Origin of the sequence: Streptomyces clavifer, from assembly GCF_036345975.1 — a bacterium.
Classification (GTDB): Bacteria; Actinomycetota; Actinomycetes; order Streptomycetales; family Streptomycetaceae; genus Streptomyces; species Streptomyces clavifer.
The window spans coordinates 2,134,048-2,153,244 of the sequence record NZ_CP107793.1; the positions used below are offsets into that span (position 1 = coordinate 2,134,048).

Annotated in this window: 18 protein-coding genes; 8 read left to right on the plus strand and 10 right to left on the minus strand. The window is 72.3% G+C overall.

The features are described from left to right. Positions 1–91: 91 nt before the first annotated feature. The 4 genes from OG927_RS09115 to OG927_RS09130 all read right to left on the minus strand — a co-directional run bounded on the left by OG927_RS09115 (position 92) and on the right by OG927_RS09130 (position 5,667). Complete coding sequence (locus OG927_RS09115) at positions 92–1,300, minus strand: MFS transporter (protein ID WP_056784541.1); 1,209 nt, start codon at positions 1,298–1,300, stop codon at positions 92–94. A 581-nt stretch (positions 1,301–1,881) separates the two neighbouring features. After that, entirely contained in the window at positions 1,882–2,907 is a 1,026-nt protein-coding gene (locus OG927_RS09120; RefSeq protein ID WP_056784545.1) for an endonuclease/exonuclease/phosphatase family protein, read from the minus strand. A 167-nt stretch (positions 2,908–3,074) separates the two neighbouring features. After that, positions 3,075–3,752 carry a TetR/AcrR family transcriptional regulator gene (locus OG927_RS09125; RefSeq protein ID WP_330319956.1) on the minus strand — a complete coding sequence of 226 codons (678 nt, stop codon included), beginning with the start codon at positions 3,750–3,752 and terminating at the stop codon, positions 3,075–3,077. 292 nt (positions 3,753–4,044) lie between these two features. After that, a complete protein-coding gene (locus OG927_RS09130) occupies positions 4,045–5,667 on the minus strand; it encodes an MFS transporter (protein WP_056784551.1) in 1,623 nt (540 codons plus the stop codon). A gap of 161 nt (positions 5,668–5,828) precedes the next feature. On the opposite strand from OG927_RS09130, the gene panB reads away from it, so the two are divergent. From panB to OG927_RS09145, 3 genes are all read left to right on the plus strand, one after another. Further along, the gene (panB, locus tag OG927_RS09135; protein ID WP_056784554.1) at positions 5,829–6,716 is read left to right on the plus strand and encodes a 3-methyl-2-oxobutanoate hydroxymethyltransferase; all 888 of its coding nucleotides are present in this window, start codon (positions 5,829–5,831) and stop codon (positions 6,714–6,716) included. A gap of 122 nt (positions 6,717–6,838) precedes the next feature. Beyond that, positions 6,839–7,861: an ATP-binding cassette domain-containing protein gene (locus OG927_RS09140; RefSeq protein WP_330319957.1), complete on the plus strand. Its 1,023-nt coding sequence runs from the start codon at positions 6,839–6,841 to the stop codon at positions 7,859–7,861. Further along, a complete protein-coding gene (locus OG927_RS09145) occupies positions 7,858–8,706 on the plus strand; it encodes an ABC transporter permease (protein ID WP_319101556.1) in 849 nt (282 codons plus the stop codon). The genes OG927_RS09140 and OG927_RS09145 overlap by 4 nt, the downstream gene beginning before the upstream one ends. On the opposite strand, the gene OG927_RS09150 is transcribed toward OG927_RS09145, so the two are convergent. After that, entirely contained in the window at positions 8,707–12,045 is a 3,339-nt protein-coding gene (locus OG927_RS09150; protein ID WP_124282564.1) for a BTAD domain-containing putative transcriptional regulator, read from the minus strand. 124 nt (positions 12,046–12,169) lie between these two features. On the opposite strand from OG927_RS09150, the gene OG927_RS09155 reads away from it, so the two are divergent. Beyond that, positions 12,170–12,985, plus strand: coding sequence for a site-2 protease family protein (locus tag OG927_RS09155; RefSeq protein WP_056784564.1), 816 nt, complete (start codon positions 12,170–12,172; stop codon positions 12,983–12,985). A 4-nt stretch (positions 12,986–12,989) separates the two neighbouring features. On the opposite strand, the gene OG927_RS09160 is transcribed toward OG927_RS09155, so the two are convergent. The 3 genes from OG927_RS09160 to OG927_RS09170 form a co-directional block, all read right to left on the minus strand. Further along, the gene (locus tag OG927_RS09160; protein ID WP_056784566.1) at positions 12,990–13,175 is read right to left on the minus strand and encodes a hypothetical protein; all 186 of its coding nucleotides are present in this window, start codon (positions 13,173–13,175) and stop codon (positions 12,990–12,992) included. Positions 13,176–13,255: 80 nt separating this feature from the next. Next, complete coding sequence (npdG, locus tag OG927_RS09165) at positions 13,256–13,966, minus strand: NADPH-dependent F420 reductase (RefSeq protein WP_124282563.1); 711 nt, start codon at positions 13,964–13,966, stop codon at positions 13,256–13,258. Between the two features lie 10 nt (positions 13,967–13,976). After that, a complete protein-coding gene (locus OG927_RS09170) occupies positions 13,977–14,315 on the minus strand; it encodes a hypothetical protein (protein WP_124282562.1) in 339 nt (112 codons plus the stop codon). Positions 14,316–14,434: 119 nt separating this feature from the next. Between OG927_RS09170 and OG927_RS09175 the strand changes: the two genes are divergently transcribed. Both OG927_RS09175 and OG927_RS09180 read left to right on the plus strand, forming a co-directional pair. Next, positions 14,435–15,037, plus strand: coding sequence for a hypothetical protein (locus OG927_RS09175; protein ID WP_056784572.1), 603 nt, complete (start codon positions 14,435–14,437; stop codon positions 15,035–15,037). Between the two features lie 109 nt (positions 15,038–15,146). Further along, positions 15,147–16,418, plus strand: a complete 1,272-nt coding sequence (locus OG927_RS09180) for an MFS transporter (protein WP_056784573.1) — start codon at positions 15,147–15,149, stop codon at positions 16,416–16,418. Positions 16,419–16,428: 10 nt separating this feature from the next. Here the strand turns inward: OG927_RS09180 and OG927_RS09185 are convergent, their stop codons facing one another. Continuing rightward, the gene (locus OG927_RS09185; protein ID WP_056784576.1) at positions 16,429–16,656 is read right to left on the minus strand and encodes a hypothetical protein; all 228 of its coding nucleotides are present in this window, start codon (positions 16,654–16,656) and stop codon (positions 16,429–16,431) included. 58 nt (positions 16,657–16,714) lie between these two features. On the opposite strand from OG927_RS09185, the gene map reads away from it, so the two are divergent. Both map and OG927_RS09195 read left to right on the plus strand, forming a co-directional pair. After that, positions 16,715–17,572 (plus strand): type I methionyl aminopeptidase, encoded by an 858-nt coding sequence (gene map / locus OG927_RS09190; RefSeq protein ID WP_056784577.1) that lies wholly within the window; start codon positions 16,715–16,717, stop codon positions 17,570–17,572. 183 nt (positions 17,573–17,755) lie between these two features. Further along, positions 17,756–18,421 carry a biliverdin-producing heme oxygenase gene (locus OG927_RS09195; protein ID WP_056784580.1) on the plus strand — a complete coding sequence of 222 codons (666 nt, stop codon included), beginning with the start codon at positions 17,756–17,758 and terminating at the stop codon, positions 18,419–18,421. Positions 18,422–18,476: 55 nt separating this feature from the next. Here the strand turns inward: OG927_RS09195 and OG927_RS09200 are convergent, their stop codons facing one another. Continuing rightward, on the minus strand, positions 18,477–19,148 hold the full coding sequence (locus OG927_RS09200; RefSeq protein ID WP_056784583.1) for a PhzF family phenazine biosynthesis protein: 672 nt from the start codon (positions 19,146–19,148) through the stop codon (positions 18,477–18,479). Between the last annotated feature and the right edge of the window lie 49 nt (positions 19,149–19,197).

Consider the following 19,197-nt stretch of genomic DNA (forward strand, 5'->3'; position numbering starts at 1 on the left):
GCGGGCCTGCGCCCGCCGCGTCAGGACTGCTGACACGAAAGGCGTACGCCGGAACCGTCCGGCGTACGCCTCCTGGGGTCGGGATGCGCGGTCAGCGCACCCCGGCCTTCTCCTTGTCGCGCACCCCGGCGGCACTCGCCACCACCCGGGAGGTCCCCGGGGTCCGGTCCAGCACGCCCGCCGTGACCGCGACCGCGAGACCGGCGACGGCCAGGACCGCGCCGACCAGGGCCGGCGACGTCCAGCCCCAGCCCGCCGCGATGGCCACGCCGCCGAGCCAGGCACCGCCCGCGTTGGCGAGGTTGAAGGCCGAGTGGTTGGACGCGGACGCCAGGGTGGGGGCGTCCTTGGCCTTGTTCATCACCAGCATCTGCAGCGGCGTGGTGGTCATGAAGCCGATGCCGCCGAGCAGCACCACCATCACCAGCGCCGCCCACTGCACGTGCACGGTGAACGGGAAGACCACCAGGACGACGGCCAGCGCGGCCAGCGACCCGTAGAGGGTGGGGCGCAGCGCCCGGTCCGTCAGCGGTCCGGCCGCCAGCGCACCCAGGGTCATCCCGATGCCGAACAGGGCCAGGACGAGCGTCACCGAGGACTCGCCGAAGCCCATCGCCTCGGTCGTCATCGCCGAGAGGTACGAATAGACGGCGAAGACACCCGCGAAGCCGAGGACCGCGGTGAGCAGTCCGAGCAGTACCTGCCGGTTGCCGAGCGCCCGCATCTCGCGGCGCACGTTCTGGTGCGCCTCGGTGGGCATCTGCGGTACGAGCCGGGCGAGCGCGGCCATGGCGACGAGCCCGATCACCGCGACGACGACGAACGTGGCGCGCCAGCCGAGGTGCTGGCCGAGCAGGGTGGCCGCCGGTACGCCGACGATGTTGGCGACGGTCAGCCCGAGGAACATGGTCGCGACGGCGCGGGCCTGCCGGCCGTCCGGGACGAGCCGGGCGGCGACGACGGCGCCCACCCCGAAGAACGCCCCGTGCGGCAGCCCGGCCAGGAAGCGGCCGGCCAGCAGCCAGCCGAAGTCGGGGGCGAAGGCCGAGGCGAGGTTGCCGACGGTGAAGAGGGCCATCAGCAGCAGGAGCATCCGCTTGCGCGGTACCCGCGAGCCGAGGGTGGTGAGCAGCGGGGCGCCGAGGACGACGCCGATGGCGTACGCGGAGACGAGGTAGCCGGCGGTCGGCACGGACGTTCCCAGATCGTCCGCGACGTTGGGCAGCAGGCCCATCATCACGAACTCGGTGGTGCCGATGCCGAAGGCGCTCACAGCGAGGGCGAGCAGGGCCAGGGGCATGGAAGAGACCTTTCGGGCAGGCGCGCGGCCCGGCTTGTCGGGCCGGGTGGCGGAAGGGTGTGGGAGCGTCGGCTTCATTGCCGGTCCGGACTATGTATACGTCCGGAACAAAGTGTCGCAGACGATTTATGCCCGGAGGTGAACAGGCCGTTGCGACCAGATGTGAACACGGCCCGCTTCTGTACCCCGGTGACGCCGGGACCGCTGGTCAGGACTGATTCGGGCGGCCCTCCGGCGCCCGCGGGAGGGTGGTCGCCCCCTTCGGCCGGTGGCGAAGATCACGGACGGTCCGGGTGCCCAGGTCCGCGGCGCGGGGCCGGAAGCCCGGGACGCGCCTCGGTGTGCCCCGTGCGGGGCGCGCACACCACGCACCCCGTGCGCTTCGAGGCGCGCGCGGCCAGGAACGGCACGGCCCGGCGGCCCGGGCGTCGAACCGCTGCCGCGGGCGCTGCCGCGGGCGCAGACGTCACGGGGCTTGCTCGAAAGGCTGCGGCAGGCCGACCGGTTGGAGCCTGGACCGCCGGACCCGGGGCCGGACAGGCGGGAGAGCGTCCGCCCCGCGGTGGCGCGGCGCCCGGAGTTCAGAGTTGGATGCGGGCCGCGATCGGGAGGTGGTCGCTGTCCGTGGCGGGGAGGGTCCAGGAGGAGAGGGGTTCCACTCCGCGGACCATGATCTGGTCGATCCTCGCCATCGGGAACGACGCCGGCCAGCTGAAGCCGAAGCCGTCGCCGGCCGCGCCCTGGGTGGAGCGCATCTGGGCCGTGACCGCGTTCAGGGAGCGGTCGTTCATCGTGCCGTTGAGGTCGCCGAGCAGGGCCACCCGGTCGAGCCGCTCGTCGGCGATCGCCTCACCCAGGGCGTCGGCGCTCTTGTCCCGCTGGTTGGCGGTGAAGCCCGCGTGCAGTTTGACGCGTACGGAGGGGAGGTGAGCCACGTACACCGCGATCGGGCCGTCCGGTGTGGTGACCGTGGCGCGCATCGCGCGGGTCCAGCCCAGCTTGATGTCGACGGGGCGGGAGTTCGTCAGGGGGTACTTGCTCCAGAGACCGACCGTGCCCTGCACCGAGTGGTGCGGGTAGCGGGCGGCGAGGGCCTTCTCGTACGCGGCCACCTGGCCGCCGGGCAGTTCCTGGAGCGCCACGACGTCCGCACCGGAGCCCGCGACCTGCTGGGCGGTCCCCGCGGGGTCGGGATTGCCCGCGTTGACGTTGTGCGTGGCGACGGTGAGGTTGCCGCCGGTGCCGGACTTGTCGGCGAACAGCAGGCCGCCGAAGACGTTCAGCCAGACGACGACCGGCAGCAGCAGGGCGATCAGCGCGGTCGCCGAACGCCGGAGGAGGCCGAGGATCAGCAGGGGCGCCACGAGGAGGCCGAACCAGGGCAGGAAGGTCTCGACGAGGCTGCCGGTGTTGCCGATGCTGTTGGGGATCTCCGCGTGGAGGACCAGCACCAGCGTGAGGAGGACCGAGCAGAGCGCGAGCAGGATGCCGCGCCGCCAGAGTCCCCGGTCCGTCGTCAGTCTGTGGCGCAGGGCCTGCAGGCGGGATCCGGGTCCCTGCGGACCTCGGCCGGCGTTCTCGGTGTCCGCCCTGTACGCCTGCACCATCGCGCTTTCCTCACTGCCTTGCCGTACACATCGCCGCGCCCCACGACCCTAGGCGATGGACGGCGGTATTCCTGCCGTCGACGACGGCCGTGTGGGCATCAGGACGACGGAAGTGGTGTCGCGGGTTCCGTTCGGCGGGGTGGTTGTGGGGGCTTGTGACGGAACGCTCACATCCGGGTGGTGGCAGGGATCTCGGTGGTCACCCGCGGTTTCGGTGCGAGTCCCTGGAGCAGTACCTCGATGATGCGGTCGACGAGGTCCTCGGGCAGGGGCGCGTCGGGGCGGTGCACGGTCCGTACGAGCATCGGGCCGAGAAAGAGGTCGTTCATCAGCTCCACGTCGAGGTCGGCGCGGAGCTCGCCCGCTTCCACCGCGCGCCGCACGGCGGCCGTCAGCGCGACGCGGCGAGGCGCGATGACCGTGCCCTGGTACTCGGCCCACAGCTTGGGGTGGCTCTTCATCTGCGCGAACACGTTGTGCAGGAGTACGGACGAGCGCTGGGCGAGGCCGCGGGTGCGCATGGACTCCAGCAGGAGGCGAAGGTCGTCGAGGCCCGCTGTGCCGGAGACGGTGGGCTCGGCCGGCTCGATGTCGCGCAGGACGTCGACGAAGAGCTCCTCCTTGCCGCTCCAACGGCGGTAGATGGTGGCTTTGCCGACGCCCGCGGTGCGCGCGATGCGCTCGATGGACAGGCCGGCCAGGGGCTCGCCGGCCTCCAGCAGCTCCACGACCGCGTCGAGGATCGCCCGCTCGACTGCGGCGCTGCGGGGTCGTCCGCGGCGAGGGCCCTGAGGTCCCTGACCGCTCACGGCCTGGTCCTGGGGCCGGTCCTGTGCCGCCTGCACGTAAGTCACCTCTCGCCGTGCCGTCCGCCGTCCGCCGTTCGCCGTGCACGCCGATTCTCGCCGACCGGCGGGGCCGGTGCGACCGCCGGCCGGCGCAAGGGCCGGCGCGACGGGCCGGGCCCCGACCCGGGGCGCTGCCCGGTACGGCCGGCCCCGGACGGACCGTACCGAGCCGCCCCTCCCCCGCCACCGTCCTGCGCCAGGCACCGGAGGCACCGGTCGGTGGCGGACCAGGCACGTCCGGAGGCGGCGGGGCCTTCCGGGCGGCCGGTGGCCCGGGCGGGCCCACCGGCTACCGCTTCCCGGTTCCTCCGGTCAGCGCCTGGTCGGCCTCCGGCGCGGGGGCGGCCGGGACCCCGTCCGGGAGGCGCTGCCTGCCCGGCAGGAACAGGCCCACCACCACCGCGCCGATCAGGGCGACCGCCGCCGAGCCGAGCGCCGTGACGTGCATCGCCGAGATGAACGCGTCGTTCGCCGCAGTGACGAGCGGCCTGCCCTCCGGGCCCATCCGGGCCGCGACTCCGAGCGTCGCCTCGATCGACTCGCCCGCCACGTCCCGCGCCGCGGCCGGCACGCCGCCGAGGTGGCCCTCGATGTCACCCCGGTAGACCGTGGACAGCACCGACCCGAGCACGGCGATGCCGAGCGCCCCGCCGACCTGGCGGAAGGTGTTGTTGATGGCCGAGCCAGAGCCCGCCCGTTCGCGGGGCAGGGCCTGCATCACGGCGACGGTGACCGGCGGCATGATGTGCGCCATCCCGGTGCCCTGGACGAAGAAGACGGCGCACATGACCCAGACCGGGGTGTCCGCGTCGAAGAGCGCGAAGGCCGCGAGGCCGCCGGCGACGAGCAGCATGCCGAGGGTGCAGACCGCACGGGTACCGAAGCGGTCGACGACCAGCCGGGCGCGCGGCGAGAAGACCATCTGCGCGACGGCGAGCGGCAGGATCAGCAGCCCGGACTGCAGGGCGCTGTAGCCGCGCACGCTCTGCAGGTAGAAGGCGGAGAAGAAGGTGACGCCCATCAGCGCGAAGAACACCAGCGCGATGGCGGTGACGGCGGCGGAGAAGGCCGGCTTCCGGAAGTACGAGATGTCGATGGACGGGTGGCTGCTGCGCTTCTCGTGCCACACGAAGACCGCGAGCACCACCAGGCCGCCGAGGGACGGCGCGAGCACGGTGACATCGGTGAAGTCGGCGAGCTCGCCCCCGCGGATGATGCCGTACACCAGCAGGACCAGGCCGACGATGGACAGGACGACGCCCGGCGGGTCGACGCGGCCGGGGTTCGGGTCCCGGGAGTCCGGTACGAGGACGGCCATGGCGATCAGTGCGACGATCACCACGGGGACGTTGACGAGGAAGATCGAGCCCCACCAGAAGTGCTCCAGGAGCACGCCGCCGGTGATCGGGCCGATGGCGATGCCGAGGCCGACACTGCCGGCCCAGATACCGATGGCCTTGGGCTGTTCGTCGCGTTCGAAGACGTTCATCAGGACCGCGAGCGTGGCCGGCATCACGAACGCCGCGCCGAAGCCCATCAGGGCGCGCCAGGTGATGAGCTCGCCGGGCGTGCTGGAGAGCGCGGCCAGGCCGGAGGCGATGCCGAAGACCAGGATCCCGGCCAGGAGCACCTTCTTGCGGCCGATGCGGTCGCCGAGCAGGCCGGCCGTGAAGAGCAGGCCGGCGAAGACGAGCGTGTAGGAGTTGATCGCCCACTCGAGCTCGCTCTGGGTGGCGCCGATACCGGTCGGCGCGGGGCTGGCGATCGTCTTGACCGCGACGTTCAGGATCGAGTTGTCCAGCACGACGATGAGCAGGCTGAACATGAGGACGGCGAGGATCGCCCAGCGGCGGCGGTGGACCGCTTCGGGGACGTGGGACTCGGCGGCGGGGGCGCCGGACGGTATGGACATGACGACGACCCTAACCTCTTTCCAATACGACACCGTCTCGTATTGGTAAGTCTTTACCCGCTCGGTGGGCCCACTTCCCGGGAACGGCTCCGGGATGCCACCATGGAAGGGATCCGGGGACGCCGTCAGGGCGCCACGAGATGACGAAGGAGCCGTAGGCCATGTCTATTCAGGCTGCGCAGAACCAGGCCACCACACCCTCAGCCGGTCCCTCCCCCGCCGCCGGCAAGGCGCTGTACGGGGGAAAGAGCACCCGCCGCATCACGGTCAACGACATCGCCGCCGCCAGTGAGCGCGGCGAGAAGTGGCCCATGCTCACCGCCTACGACGCGATGACCGCCTCCGTGTTCGACGAGGCCGGCATCCCGGTCATGCTCGTCGGCGACTCGATGGGCAACTGCCACCTCGGGTACGAGACCACCGTGCCCGTCACGATGGACGAGATGGCCATGCTGTCCGCCGCCGTCGTACGGGGCACCTCGCGCGCGCTCATCGTCGCCGACCTGCCGTTCGGCGCGTACCAGGAGAGCCCGGTCCAGGCCCTGCGCAACGCCACCCGGCTGATCAAGGACTCCGGTGTCGGCGCGGTCAAGCTGGAGGGCGGCGAGCGGTCGCACGAGCAGATCAGGCTGCTGGTCGAGGCCGGCATCCCGGTCATGGGCCACATCGGTCTGACCCCGCAGTCCGTCAACACCATGGGCTACCGGGTGCAGGGCCGCGGCGAGGAGGCCGCGCAGCAGCTGCTGCGCGACGCGAAGGCGGTGCAGGACGCGGGCGCGTTCGCCGTCGTCCTGGAGCTCGTGCCCGCCGAGCTGGCCGCCGAGGTGACCCGCACCCTGCACATCCCGACCATCGGCATCGGTGCCGGTCCCGACACGGACGCCCAGGTGCTGGTGTGGACGGACATGGCCGGACTCACCGGCGGCAAGGTGCCCCGCTTCACCAAGCAGTACGCCAACCTGCGCCAGGTGCTCACGGACGCCGCGAAGGAGTTCGCCGGCGAGGTCGTCGGCGGAACGTTCCCGCAGGCGGAGCACACGTTCCACTGACACCCCGCTGACCACTGCCGCACCACCGACAGCCCGCCGACTTCCCCCATCGGCGGGCTGTCGCCCTGTGGTCGGTCCGATGTCGGCGGCTTGTCGGTGACGTGTCGGTGGCCCCTGGTGTCATGGGGGACATGACGCGAAACGACAGGAACCCCAGGAGCGGCACGAACGCCGTGGAGGTGCGGGGGCTGGTCAAGCACTACGGCTCGACCAAGGCGCTGGACGGCGTGGACCTCGATGTGCGCGAGGGCACCGTCCTCGGCGTGCTCGGGCCCAACGGCGCCGGCAAGACCACACTCGTACGCTGCCTCTCCACCCTGGTCGTCCCGGACGCCGGCCACGCCGTCGTCGCCGGTTACGACGTGGTGAAGCAGCCCCGGCAGCTGCGCCGCACCATAGGCCTGACCGGGCAGTACGCCTCGGTCGACGAGAAGCTGTCCGGCTGGGAGAACCTCTACATGATCGGGCGGCTGCTCGATCTGCCGCGGAAGACCGCCCGGTCCCGTGCCGACGAACTGCTGGAGCGGTTCTCGCTCACGGAGGCCTCCAAGCGGCCCGCGATGGACTACTCCGGCGGTATGCGGCGCCGGCTCGACCTGGCCGCATCGATGATCGGCAGCCCGTCCGTCCTCTACCTGGACGAGCCGACGACGGGACTCGACCCCCGTACCCGCAACGAGGTCTGGGACGAGGTGCAGCGCATGGTCGCGGAGGGGGCGACCGTGCTGCTCACCACCCAGTACATGGAGGAGGCCGAGCAGCTCGCCAACGAGCTCACCGTCATCGACCAGGGCAGGATCATCGCCAGCGGCGGGGTCGACGAGCTCAAGGCGAAGGTCGGCGGCCGCACCCTGCAGATCCGTCCCTCCGACCCGGCGCAGCTCGCCGCCATGGCACAGGCGCTCAGGGAGGCCGGGCTCGACGGGATCGCCGGTGCGCAGGCCGTCCCCGACGAGGGACTGCTGTACGTGCCCATCCTCAGCGACGAGCAGCTGACCGCCGTCATCGGGCTCCTCGGCAACCGGGGCTTCTCGCTCGCCCACGTCGCCACCGCCCTGCCCAGCCTGGACGAGGTGTTCCTCGCCATCACGGGCGAGAAGTCCACCCACCCGACCGACACGATTCCCCAGGAGGTCGCGGCATGAGCACGGCGACACTGACGCCCACGCCCACCGGCCCCGTACCGGTGCGGACGCCTTCCGACGAGGGCCGGATCGGGCTGCGCGCCAACCTGCGGCACATCGGCGCGCTCGCGCGGCGCAACCTGCTCCAGATCAAGAAGGACCCGGAGTCGATGTTCGACGTCCTCCTGATGCCGATCGTCTTCACCCTGCTCTTCGTGTACGTCTTCGGCGGGTCCGTCGGCGGGAGCATGGGCGGCGGCCGGCAGGAGTACCTCAACTACCTGGTCCCCGGCCTGATGGCGATGATGGGGATGAACATCGCGTCGGCGGTCGGCACCGGCGTCAACGACGACTTCCGCAAGGGCGTCATGGACCGGTTCCGTACGATGCCGATCGCCCGTTCGTCGGTGCTCATCGCGAAGATCGTGGTCGAGCTCGGCCGGATGATGATCGCCACCCTGATCCTGCTCGGCATGGGTTTCGCGCTCGGTATGGAGCTGGGGACCTCGGTGGCCGGGCTGCTCGCCGCCGTCGCGCTCTCGGCGGTGTTCGCCGCCGCCATCATGTGGATCTTCATCCTGCTGGGGCTCGCCATGAAGACGGCCCAGGCGGTTCAGGGAGTGGGGTTCCTGGTGCTGATGCCGCTGCAGTTCGGTTCGTCCATCTTCGCGCCGACCCAGACGATGCCGGGCTGGCTCCAGACGTTCACCGACGTCAACCCGCTGTCGAATCTGGCGGACGCGGTGCGCGGGCTCATGATGGGCGGACCGGTCGCCCACTCGGTGTGGGTGACCCTCGCCTGGGCCGTGGGCATCACCCTGGTCGCGGGGCCGCTCGCGGTCAGCAGGTTCCGCAAGCGGACCTGATCACGGGGTGGCGTTCCGCTCCCGCACGTGCGCGTCCGTCAGGGCGGTGGCCTCGTCCAGCGTGAGGCCGCCGCCCTCGGCGCGCGCGGCGTCGAAGTCGGCGTCGTCCGGGAGGCACCTGCGGACGGTCTCCTCCGCGCGGGCGCGGCTCTGCCGCTCCGAGCCCGTCGGCACGTAGCCGTCCGGGAGCAGGGCCTCGTGCAGGCCGAGCAGCCGCGCCGCGTCCCTGCCCCGCCGCTCGCCGCCGAGCCCGCCGAGCGCCCAGGCGACGACGGCCAGGTGCAGGGCCGGCATCTGGGGTGCCACCATCTGCGACATCGATCCCCTCGACTGCACCAGCGCACGGAAGGACCGGTCCAGGCCGTCGGCGTACCGGCCGTCGAGGTTGTCCAGCCAGGCCAGCATGCCCAGCACGAACCCCTCGAAGATCGCCAGCGTCTCCGAGCCGAACTCCTCGCGCAGGGTGGCGATGTGCTCACGTGCCTCGCCCGTACGGCCGGTCCGCCCCAGCCACGTGACGAGGTAGAGCCGGGCGGCGGGCCTCGCCTCGTGCCCGGTCTGCCGGCCCGCGGCCAGCACTTCGCGCAGGATGCGCTCCCCCTCCTCGCCCCGGCCGTTCTCGCAGAGGGCGGAGGCGTACCTGGAGCGCAGCAGCGCGACCTGGGACTGGGCTCCGAGCTGCTCGGCATAGGTGACCGCGGTACGGAAGTCCTCGGCCGCAGCGGCGAACTCGCCGGCACGCTCATGGGCCTCCCCCCGGGAGGAGAGCGCTTCGGCGGCACCCCAGGCGTCGCCCACGCGTACGAAGATGTCCAGGCTCTCGTCCGCGTCGCCCCTGGCCCTGTCGACCCGGTCGGGATGGTTGGCCAGGACGTTGGCCCGCATCTGGAGGGCTGCGGCGAGCTCCCACTGGTAGCCGAACTCCCGGCAGGCGCGCACCGTTTCATCCATCAGCTCGCGCAGCCGTTCGGCCTTCCCGGTGAAGAGGATGGCGAACAGCCAGAGCGATCCCGGTGGACGGCACGTCTGCGGCTGGCCGACCTTGTAGGTGCGGGCGATCACCTTCAGCCGTTGCCTGCCCGCCTCACTGGCCCATTCGTCGCCGGAGTGGTCCATGTTGACCAGTTGGATCAGCCGCGCCCCGCGCCGGGCCTCCTTGAGCTGCTCGGGCTCCATCGGGGGCGGCCTGTCGGTGCACCGTTCCAGCAGGGAGGGCGCCGGCTCGACGGGCTCGGCGAACGGGTCGGGGCCGAGGCGCGCCGCCGCGTCGGCCCAGTGCCGGGCGTCGGTCCTGAGATCGCGCATCGCCCAGTACCAGCCGAGGGAGAGGACGAGGCAGAGGAGCTCGTGCTCGTCCTGTGCGGCCTCGGCCCGGCGCAGGGCGGTGCGCAGGTTCTCGTACTCACGCTGGAACAGGGCGATGGCGTCCAGCTGCCCCGCACCGCGGAGCAGAGGGTCGGTCAGGCGGGCGAGCTCCCGGTAGTGGACGAGGTGCCGCCGTTCGACGGCGGGCCGCTCCCCGGCCTCGTCGAGCCGGTCCGAGGCGTACTCGGTGACGGTCTCCAGGAGCCGGTACCGCATCCCGTCCTCGCTGTCGGGGACCGCGACGACCAGGGACTTGTCGACCAGGGAGCCGAGGAGCGCCGCGACGTCGCGTGCGTCGACGCCCGCGACGGAGCAGACCTCCTCGGCCGCGGTCAGCACACAGCCTCCGGCGAACACCGACAGCCTGCGGAGCACCGCGCGTTCGGCCGCGTCGAGGAGGTCCCACGACCAGTCGACGACGGCCCGCAGGGTCTGCTGGCGCGGCAGCAGCGTACGGCTTCCGCTGGTGAGCAGGCGGAAGCGGTCGTCGAGCCGGTCGGCGATCTGGCGCGGGCCGAGCATCCGCAGCCGGGCCGCGGCCAGTTCGATGGCGAGCGGCAGGCCGTCGAGACGGTGGCAGATCTCGGCGCAGGCGGCTGCGGTCTCCCCGTCGGCGTCGACACGGAAGCCGGGCCTGGCGGCGGCACCGCGGTCGGCGAGCAGGCGGAGGGCCATGGGGTCGGGCAGCGGGTCGACGGGGTGCAGCAGCTCGCCGGGGACACCGAGGGGTTCACGGCTCGTCGCGAGGACCGTGAGGCCGGGGCAGTGGGCGAGGAGGTGGTCGGTGAGCTCCGCCGCCGCCTCGATCACGTGCTCGCAGTTGTCGAGCAGCAGGAGCATGCGGCGCCCGGAGCAGTGCTCGGTGAGCTGGACGACGGCGCTCGCGGGGCGGTCGGAGCCCCTTTCCGCCGCGCGTTCGACGGCACGGATGCCCTCGGCTCCCGCACCCCGCAGCACGGTCTCCCGGGCACCGAGCGCGCTCAGTACGGCATCGGCGACCGCGGCGGGGTCGTCGACGGGAGCGAGCTCCGCGAGCCAGACCCCGTCGGGCCAGGAGGCCGCGACCGCCTCGGCGGCCTCCTGGGACAGCCTGGTCTTGCCGGCGCCGCCGGGGCCGAGCAGGGTGATCAGCCGGGACCGGGACAGGTCCTCGCGCAGGGCGGCGATGTCCGTCTCGCGGCCGACGAAGCTGGTGAGCCTGGACCGCAGGTTGCCGTGGAGCGTGCGCGCGGGTGCCGGGTCCGGAGGGGCCGGGTCCTGGTGCAGCAGTTCCTCGTACAGCTTCCGCAGCTCGGGTCCCGGTGCGGTGCCGAGGCGGTCGGCGAGCAGGGTCCGCGCCTTCTCGTACGCCTCGAGGGCCTGGGCGGGGCGCCCGGCGCCCCTCAACGCCCTGATGCGGAGGGCCTGCAGCGGTTCGTCGATCGGGTGGTCGGCGCAGAGCGCGGCGAGTTCGGGCAGGGCGTCGACGGCGCGGCCCAGGGCGAGGGACGCGGTGATCCGGGTGCGGCGCGCGTCCAGGCGCCGGGCCTCCCAGCGGGCGGCGGCCACGGCCCGGTCCGGCAGGTCGGCGAGGACGGGCCCGCGCCACAGGGCGAGCGCGTCGTCGAGGACGCCGGCCGCCCGCCCCGCGTCACCCTCCTCCAGGGCCCGTGCCCCCTCCCCCGCGAGCCGCTCGAAGCGGTACAGGTCCACCGCGTCGGGGGCTGCGGCGAGCCGGTAGCCGTTGTCCACCGAGTCGACCGCGTCCCGGCCGAGCGCGCGCCGGAGCCGGCCCACGAGTGCCTGGAGGGCGCCGGGGGCGTCGGCGGGCGGATCGCCGTCCCAGACCTCGTCCACGAGGACCCCGGCGGTGACCGTACGCCCGGGGCGCAGCGCGAGCACGGTGAGCAGGGCGCGCAGCCGCGCCCCGCCGAGGGCTGCGGCCGTGCCGTCGTCGCGGAACGCGCGGGTGGTACCGAGGATGCTGTAGTGCACGCGCCCATTGTCCGTGACGGCTGCGCGCTTCGTGGAACTACCACCCGTCCCCGTGACGTTCCCGCTGTGTCACCCGTAGTGTCGGGGCTCGCCGTCCGCCGTCCAGCCATCAGGAGTTCCGCCGATGACCACCGCAATCCGCCGGAGCGACCGGCGGGTCAGCCCGATCTTCCTCGGGATCGTCGCCGTCATGGCAGTCTCGGGCTGGGCGGTGTGGACGGACTTCGCCGCGCAGACCGGCTTCGCCGTCTTCCTGTTCGTCACGGCGGCCTGGATCGTCTCGCTCTGTCTGCACGAGTACGCGCACGCGCGCACGGCACTGCACAGCGGGGACATCTCGATCGGGGCGAAGGGCTACCTGACCCTGAACCCCCTGAAGTACACGCACGCCCTGCTGAGCATCGTGCTGCCCGTGCTGTTCGTGATCATGGGTGGCATCGGTCTGCCGGGCGGTGCGGTCTACATCGAGCGGGGCCGGATCAGCGGCCGCTGGAAGCACAGCCTGATCTCGGCGGCCGGCCCCCTGACGAACGTCCTGTTCGCGGTCGTCTGCACGGCGCCGTTCTGGCTCGGCGCGCTGGACGGTGTGCCGCTCTCCTTCCGCCTGGCGCTGGCCTTCCTCGCGCTGCTCCAGGTGACGGCCGCGATCCTGAACTCGCTGCCCGTCCCGGGCCTGGACGGCTACGGCGTGATCGAGCCCTGGCTGTCCTACAAGGTCCGGCGCCAGGTGGAGCCGTTCGCGCCGTTCGGCCTGATCGCGGTGTTCGCACTGCTGTGGATCCCGGAGTTGAACGGCTTCTTCTTCGACGCGGTCGACGCACTGCTGCGCGGGCTGGGCGTCAGCGAGATCGAGACGTACTGCGGGCTGGACACCTACCGCTTCTGGCAGGAGTGGTTCGGCGACCAGGACCCGGGCTGCGTGGTGCCGCAGGGGGCGTGAGCCCTCAGCTCGTGGCCGCTTCCGTCTCCGCCCGGTGCTTGCGGTAGTAGAACCACGTCATGTTCGAGGAGAGGCCGACGATCAGCACCCAGACGATCCCGAGGACGATGCTGCCCTGGACGAAGGAGACCACGGCCGCCGCGACGGCGAGGACGCAGACGGCGAGGGCGTAGAGAGCGAGGCGGGGCATGAGGGCTGGTGCTCCTGTCCGGGGATGGTGCGCGGTCCCGTCCAGTGTCCCTCATGCCCGTTTCGGCTCCGGGCACGGGCTCACACGTCGGTGGTGCGCAGCCCCGCGTGTGCCTTGTAGCGGCGGTTGACCGAGATCAGGTTCGCGACGAGCGACTCGACCTGGTGCGCGTTGCGCAGCCGGCCCGCGAAGACGCCCCGCATCCCGGGGATGCGGCTCGCGAGTGCCTGCACGGCGTCGGTGTCGGCCCGTGCCTCGCCCAGCACCATGACGTCGGTGTCGATCTCGTCGATCGCCTCGTCCTGGAGCAGCACCGCCGACAGGTGGTGGAAGGCGGCGGTGACCCGGGAGTCCGGCAGCAGGGCGGCGGCCTGCTCGGCGGCGCTGCCCTCCTCGGGCTTCAGGGCGTAGGCGCCCTTCTTGTCGAAGCCGAGCGGGTTGACGCAGTCGACGACGAGCTTCCCGGCGAGCTCCTCGCGCAGCGACTCCAGTGTCGCGGCGTGTCCGTCCCACGGCACGGCGACGATCACGATGTCGCTGCGGCGCGCGCACTCCGCGTTGTCCGCGCCCTCGACGCCGAGGCCGAGCTCGGCTGCGGCGGCCCCGGCCCGGTCGGCGGCGCGGGAGCCGATGACGACCTTCTGCCCGGCGCGGGCGAGGCGGTAGGCGAGACCGCGGCCCTGGGGCCCCGTTCCGCCCAGGACGCCGACGGTCAGCCCGGACACGTCGGGGAGGTCCCAGGGGTCCTTGGCGGGGGGCTTGGCTGCGCTGTCACTGTCATTCGTAGTCATGGCGCCGACCCTACTGCGAGGTAGCGAAGGGCACCCTGCGCCGGCGCCGCTCCGAGACGTCCGTCACGACGACGAAGAGGATCGCGGCGAGCACCGCCACCGGCCCCGCCAGGATCCGGAGGACGAACCAGTCGTCGGCGAAGACGCCGGCCAGCTGGAACGCCGACGACGTCACGGCGCTGCCCCAGAGGACCAGGCCTCCGATGCCGCGCGCCCGCAGCATGCGCGGCGTGGCCCGGCGGCGCGCCCACGCGGGGGCCCGGCCGCGCACGAGCGCGCAGGACAACGGCAGGACCAGGAGGGTCCAGCCGAGCATCCAGGACCAGGCGAAGACGTCTGCTGTGTTCATGGCGTCATCGTCCCAGGCCCGGTGGGGAACGGCAGGGCCCGGTCCCGGCAGCTCCCGTACGGATGGACTGCCGCGTTCCGGCAGTGCGCGGAGGACGGTCGGGGGCATGATGCCGGGTCATGGATGCTGTGCGTGTCGCGTTGTTGCGTGAGGTGCTCGCCGGGACCGAGTGGCCCGCGGCGGCCCGGTTGTTCGCCCGGACCCTGCGGTCGTCGGTCGTCCCCCGCGGCGGCGGCCTGCTGCTGGTGGGGACCGAGGTGTACGAGCCGTGGCACATGGCCGCGCACCTGGTGGACGAGTCCACCTGGTCGGGGCTCCCGCAGCTCCGGCCCACGCTCGTACGCCACCGGGTGGATCCGGACGATCCGGCGCACCTGTCGGCGGGTCTGGGCCGGATCGAGGCGGCCGGGCGGGGCGAGACCCTGCTCGTGGTGGCCCCGGAGCGGCCGGACGGCGGCCTGCTGGAGCGGGTGCACGACGCACGCCGGGCGGGGGCGACGGTGCTGACGCTGGACGGTGGTGACGCGGAGGTGCGCGGGCTCGCCCATGAGGCGCTGACGGTGACCGCGGGGGACGAGGTCGACCTGGACACGGTCCAGCACCTGGTCAGCGCGGCGGCCGGGGAGAACGGCGCGCCCGCTCCGCGGGGGCGCCGCACGTTCAGGGACCGGCTGTCGCGCCTGGCCGACCAGCTGACGGCCCCGCCGCCGGCCCGCTGGTGACGGGGCCCCGGCCGGGCGGGCACCCGGACGCCACCCCGGTCCCGGAAGGGGACCGCGGGCCGGATATACGGTTGCCTGCTGCTCATCGACCTCCGGAACATGGCTCCTCGTGACTTCCCGCCTCCTGCCCGACCTCTCGCCCTGGCGCTCCTCCGCCGACTTCCGACTGCTGTGGGTGCAGGGGCTGATCACCTACTTCGGCAGCTTCATGGCGCTCATCGCGCTGCCGCTCCAGATCAAGGACCTCACCGGTTCGCCGCTCGCCGTCGGCGCCATGGGGGCGGTGGAGCTCGTGCCGCTGATCGTCTTCGGGCTGTACGGAGGGGCGCTCGCCGACTCCGCGGACCGGCGCAAGGTCATCCTGGGCACCGAGGCGGGACTCGGGGTGCTCGCCCTCGTCCTGCTGGCGAACGCCCTCGCGCCCGAGCCCGCGCTCTGGCCGCTCTACGTCGTGGCCGCCGGGGTCTCCGCGCTCGCCGGGCTGCAACGGCCCGCACTGGACTCGCTGATGGCCCGCATCGTGCCGCACGACCAGCTCACCGCGGCCGCCGCGCTGAACTCGCTGCGCTGGCAGGCCGGCGCGATCGCCGGCCCCGCGCTGGCGGGTCTGGTCGTCGCGTACGCGGGGCACGCCACCGCGTACGGCGTCACCGTCGTGACCTTCGCCGTGTCCGTCGTGCTGTGTCTGCGGCTGGCCGCCGCCCCGCCCGCGCACGACGCGCAGAAGCCGTCCCTGCGGGGCATCGCCGAGGGCGCGCGGTACGCCTGGAGCCGGCCCGTCCTGCTGGGGACGTACGCGATCGATCTCGCGGCGATGCTCTTCGCCTTCCCGAACACGATCTTCCCGTTCCTCGCGGACGAGCTGGACGCCGAATGGTCGCTGGGACTGATGTACGCGGCCGGGGCGGTCGGCTCCCTGGTGCTGGGGCTGACCAGCGGCTGGACCTCGCGGGTCCGCCGGCACGGGCTGTTCGTCGTGGGCGGCGCGGCCGTCTGGGGGCTGGCCATCGCCGCGGCGGGATGGTTCGGCAACGTGTGGCTGGTGCTGTTGTGCCTGGCGGTCGCCGGAGCCGGTGACATGCTCAGCGGGCTCGGCCGCTCCACGATCTGGAACCAGACCATCCCGGACGAGCTGCGGGGCAGGCTCGCGGGCATCGAGGTGCTGTCGTACAGCGTCGGCCCCCAGCTGGGCCAGGTCCGGGCCGGTGCGATGGCCGGCTGGACGGGCACCCGGGCCGCCATATGGACGGGCGGGGTGGCGTGTGTCGCTTCGGTCGCGCTGCTGGCTGCGGCGCTGCCGAAGCTGCTCACGTACGACTCCGCGACGGACGAGGACGCGGCGCGCAGGCGGGCGGCGTCCACCGACCCCGCCGGGGTCTGAGGCGGTCCCCTCAGGCCTCGGGCGTCTCGTCCGTGCGGTCGTGCCACTTCGGGTCGTTCTCCCACTCGAGGTTCCGCTCACGCGCCGTGTCCATCGCGTGCTGCGCCTCCTCGCGGGAGGTGTACGGCCCGAAGCGGTCCTTCGCCGGGCACTCGGGACCTTCTTCGACCTTCTTGTGTTCCAGGCAGTAGTACCATTCGCCCGGTTTGCCGACCGTACGCTTCTTGAACAGGGCCATCGTCGGATCCTTTCCTCACTGCCATGCTGCCCCAGGGACGCTGGTTAGACTCGCCGGTATGTCTGGCCAGTCACTTCTCGTACCAGGGGAGATCACTCCCGTCCGTTCCGTTCCGGGAAACATCCGGCGCCCCGAGTACGTCGGCAAGCCCGCCCCCACGCCGTACACCGGGCCGGAGATCCAGGACTCCGAGACCGTGGAGCGCATGCGTATCGCGGGCCGCATCGCCGCGCAGGCGATGGAGGAGGCCGCGAAGCACATCGCCCCGGGCGTCACGACCGACGAACTCGACCGGGTCGCCCATGACTTCATGGTGGACCACGGCGCCTACCCGTCGACCCTCGGCTACCGCGGCTTCCCGAAGTCGCTCTGCTCCTCGCTCAACGAGGTCATCTGCCACGGCATCCCCGACTCCACCGTGCTGCGGGACGGCGACATCGTGAACCTCGACGTCACCGCGTACATCAACGGCGTGCACGGGGACAACAACGCCACCTACCTCTGCGGCGACGTGGACGAGGAGTCGCGGCTGCTCGTGGAGCGCACCCGGGAGTCGCTGAACCGCGCGGTCAAGGCCGTCCGGCCGGGGCGGCAGATCAACGTGATCGGGCGGGTCATCGAGTCGTACGCGAAGCGGTTCGGGTACGGCGTGGTGCGCGACTTCACCGGGCACGGGATCAATTCCTCGTTCCACTCCGGCCTCATCATCCCGCACTACGACAGCCCGCACGCCACGACGGTGATGCAGCCCGGCATGACGTTCACCATCGAGCCCATGCTGACGCTGGGGACCCACGAGTACGACATGTGGGACGACGGCTGGACCGTGGTGACGAAGGACCGCAGGCGGACCGCCCAGTTCGAGCACACCCTGGTGGTCACCGAGACCGGGGCGGACATCCTGACCCTTCCCTGACACCGCACCGCCGAGGGCGGCCGGACCAGGACCCTTACCGACAGCCCGTCGGCAACATATTGACTTAGGTAAGCCTAAGTAGGAGGATCGGCGTATCGGTGCCCGGCGGCGCGCACAGCTGTCGACGTCGATATTTATGCATCTGTCCTGATTTCCCGTCCCCTCGGCCCCCGGAGGCCCGCCTTGGACGCAAGCGCCACGCCCACCCCCTTCTCCACGCTGATCCGCACCGCCTCGCACGAGCAGCACACGGAGGCGGAGTCCTCCAGCTTCATGAGCGACATGCTCGGCGGGCGGCTCGGGGTGGACGCTTACGCGCGGTACACCGAGCAGCTGTGGTTCGTCTACCGGGCGCTGGAGGACGGTGCGGAGGTCCTGCGCGAGGACCCGGTCGCGGGTCCTTTCATACAGCCGGAGCTGATGCGCGCCGCCGAGCTGGAGCGCGACCTGGCGCACCTGCGGGGCGACGGCTGGCGGGACGGCCTGGAGCCGCTTCCGGCCACCGCCGCGTACGCGGAGCGGGTCGCCGAGTGCGCCCGCGACTGGCCGGCCGGTTACATAGCGCACCACTACACCCGTTACCTCGGGGACCTCTCCGGCGGCCAGATCATCCGGGGCACGGCGGAGAAGACCTGGGGCTTCGACCGCAAGGGCGACGGGGTGCGGTTCTACGTGTTCGAGGGGATCGCCAACCCGGCCGCGTTCAAGCGGGAGTACCGGGAGCTGCTGGACGCGGTGAACGCCGACGATCTGGAGAAGCAGCGCATCATCGACGAGTGCAAGCGCGCCTTCGCGCTGAACACGGCCGTCTTCCGTGAGCTCGGCGAGGTCTTCCCGCTGAGCGCCTGACCCACGCGTACGCCGGCCGGTCGTTCAGGTACCGGCCGGCGTACGGGTGCCGCCCTCAGCCCTTGGCCGCCAGCACGACGCGGCCCCCGACCTCCACCGTGCCGTCCGGCGCGGGTGCGGTGAGGATCTGGGAGCCGCGCCCCTGGGTGATGTTGAGGGCGCGGCCGAGCTCGACACTGAGCAGCATGGCCGCCGCGCCCGTCGCCTCGTCCTCCTCCACCCCGTCGTCCCGCCGGGGGAACGCCCGCGCCCGTACGCGCCCGGCCGCCTCGTCCTCCCAGGCCCAGACGTAGAGCCAGCCCTCACCGGGCGGCGGCCCCGTCAGCGCCTCGACCTCGGCGACCGACGCGTACCGCTCCAGGGCCCTGGGCTGCGCCCATTCCGGCCGCACCGTGATCCAGGTGAACTCGCCGTCCTGGCGGGCGAACACGTCCCCGACGGGCAGCTCCAGGATCTCCAGGTCGAGCAGCCACGCGGCGCCGACGAGCGGATGCCCGGCGAACGGCAGCCGCAGACCGGCTGTGCGGATGTCGACGGTCCCGCGCTCCGGGTCGTCCACGAACGCCGTCTCGCTGAAGCCGAGTTTCCGGGCGAGGGCCTGCCGGGACTCGTTGTCGGGGTACCTGCGCCCGTCCCGTACGACGCCGAGCGCGTTGCCGTGCCGTCCGTCCGGGGCGCAGAACACGCGCAGTACGTCGATGCCTTCGGGTACGTCGAACTCGTTCACGTGGGCATTCAAGCACCGTGCGACGGTCCGTGACGCCGCAGGGCCGCAC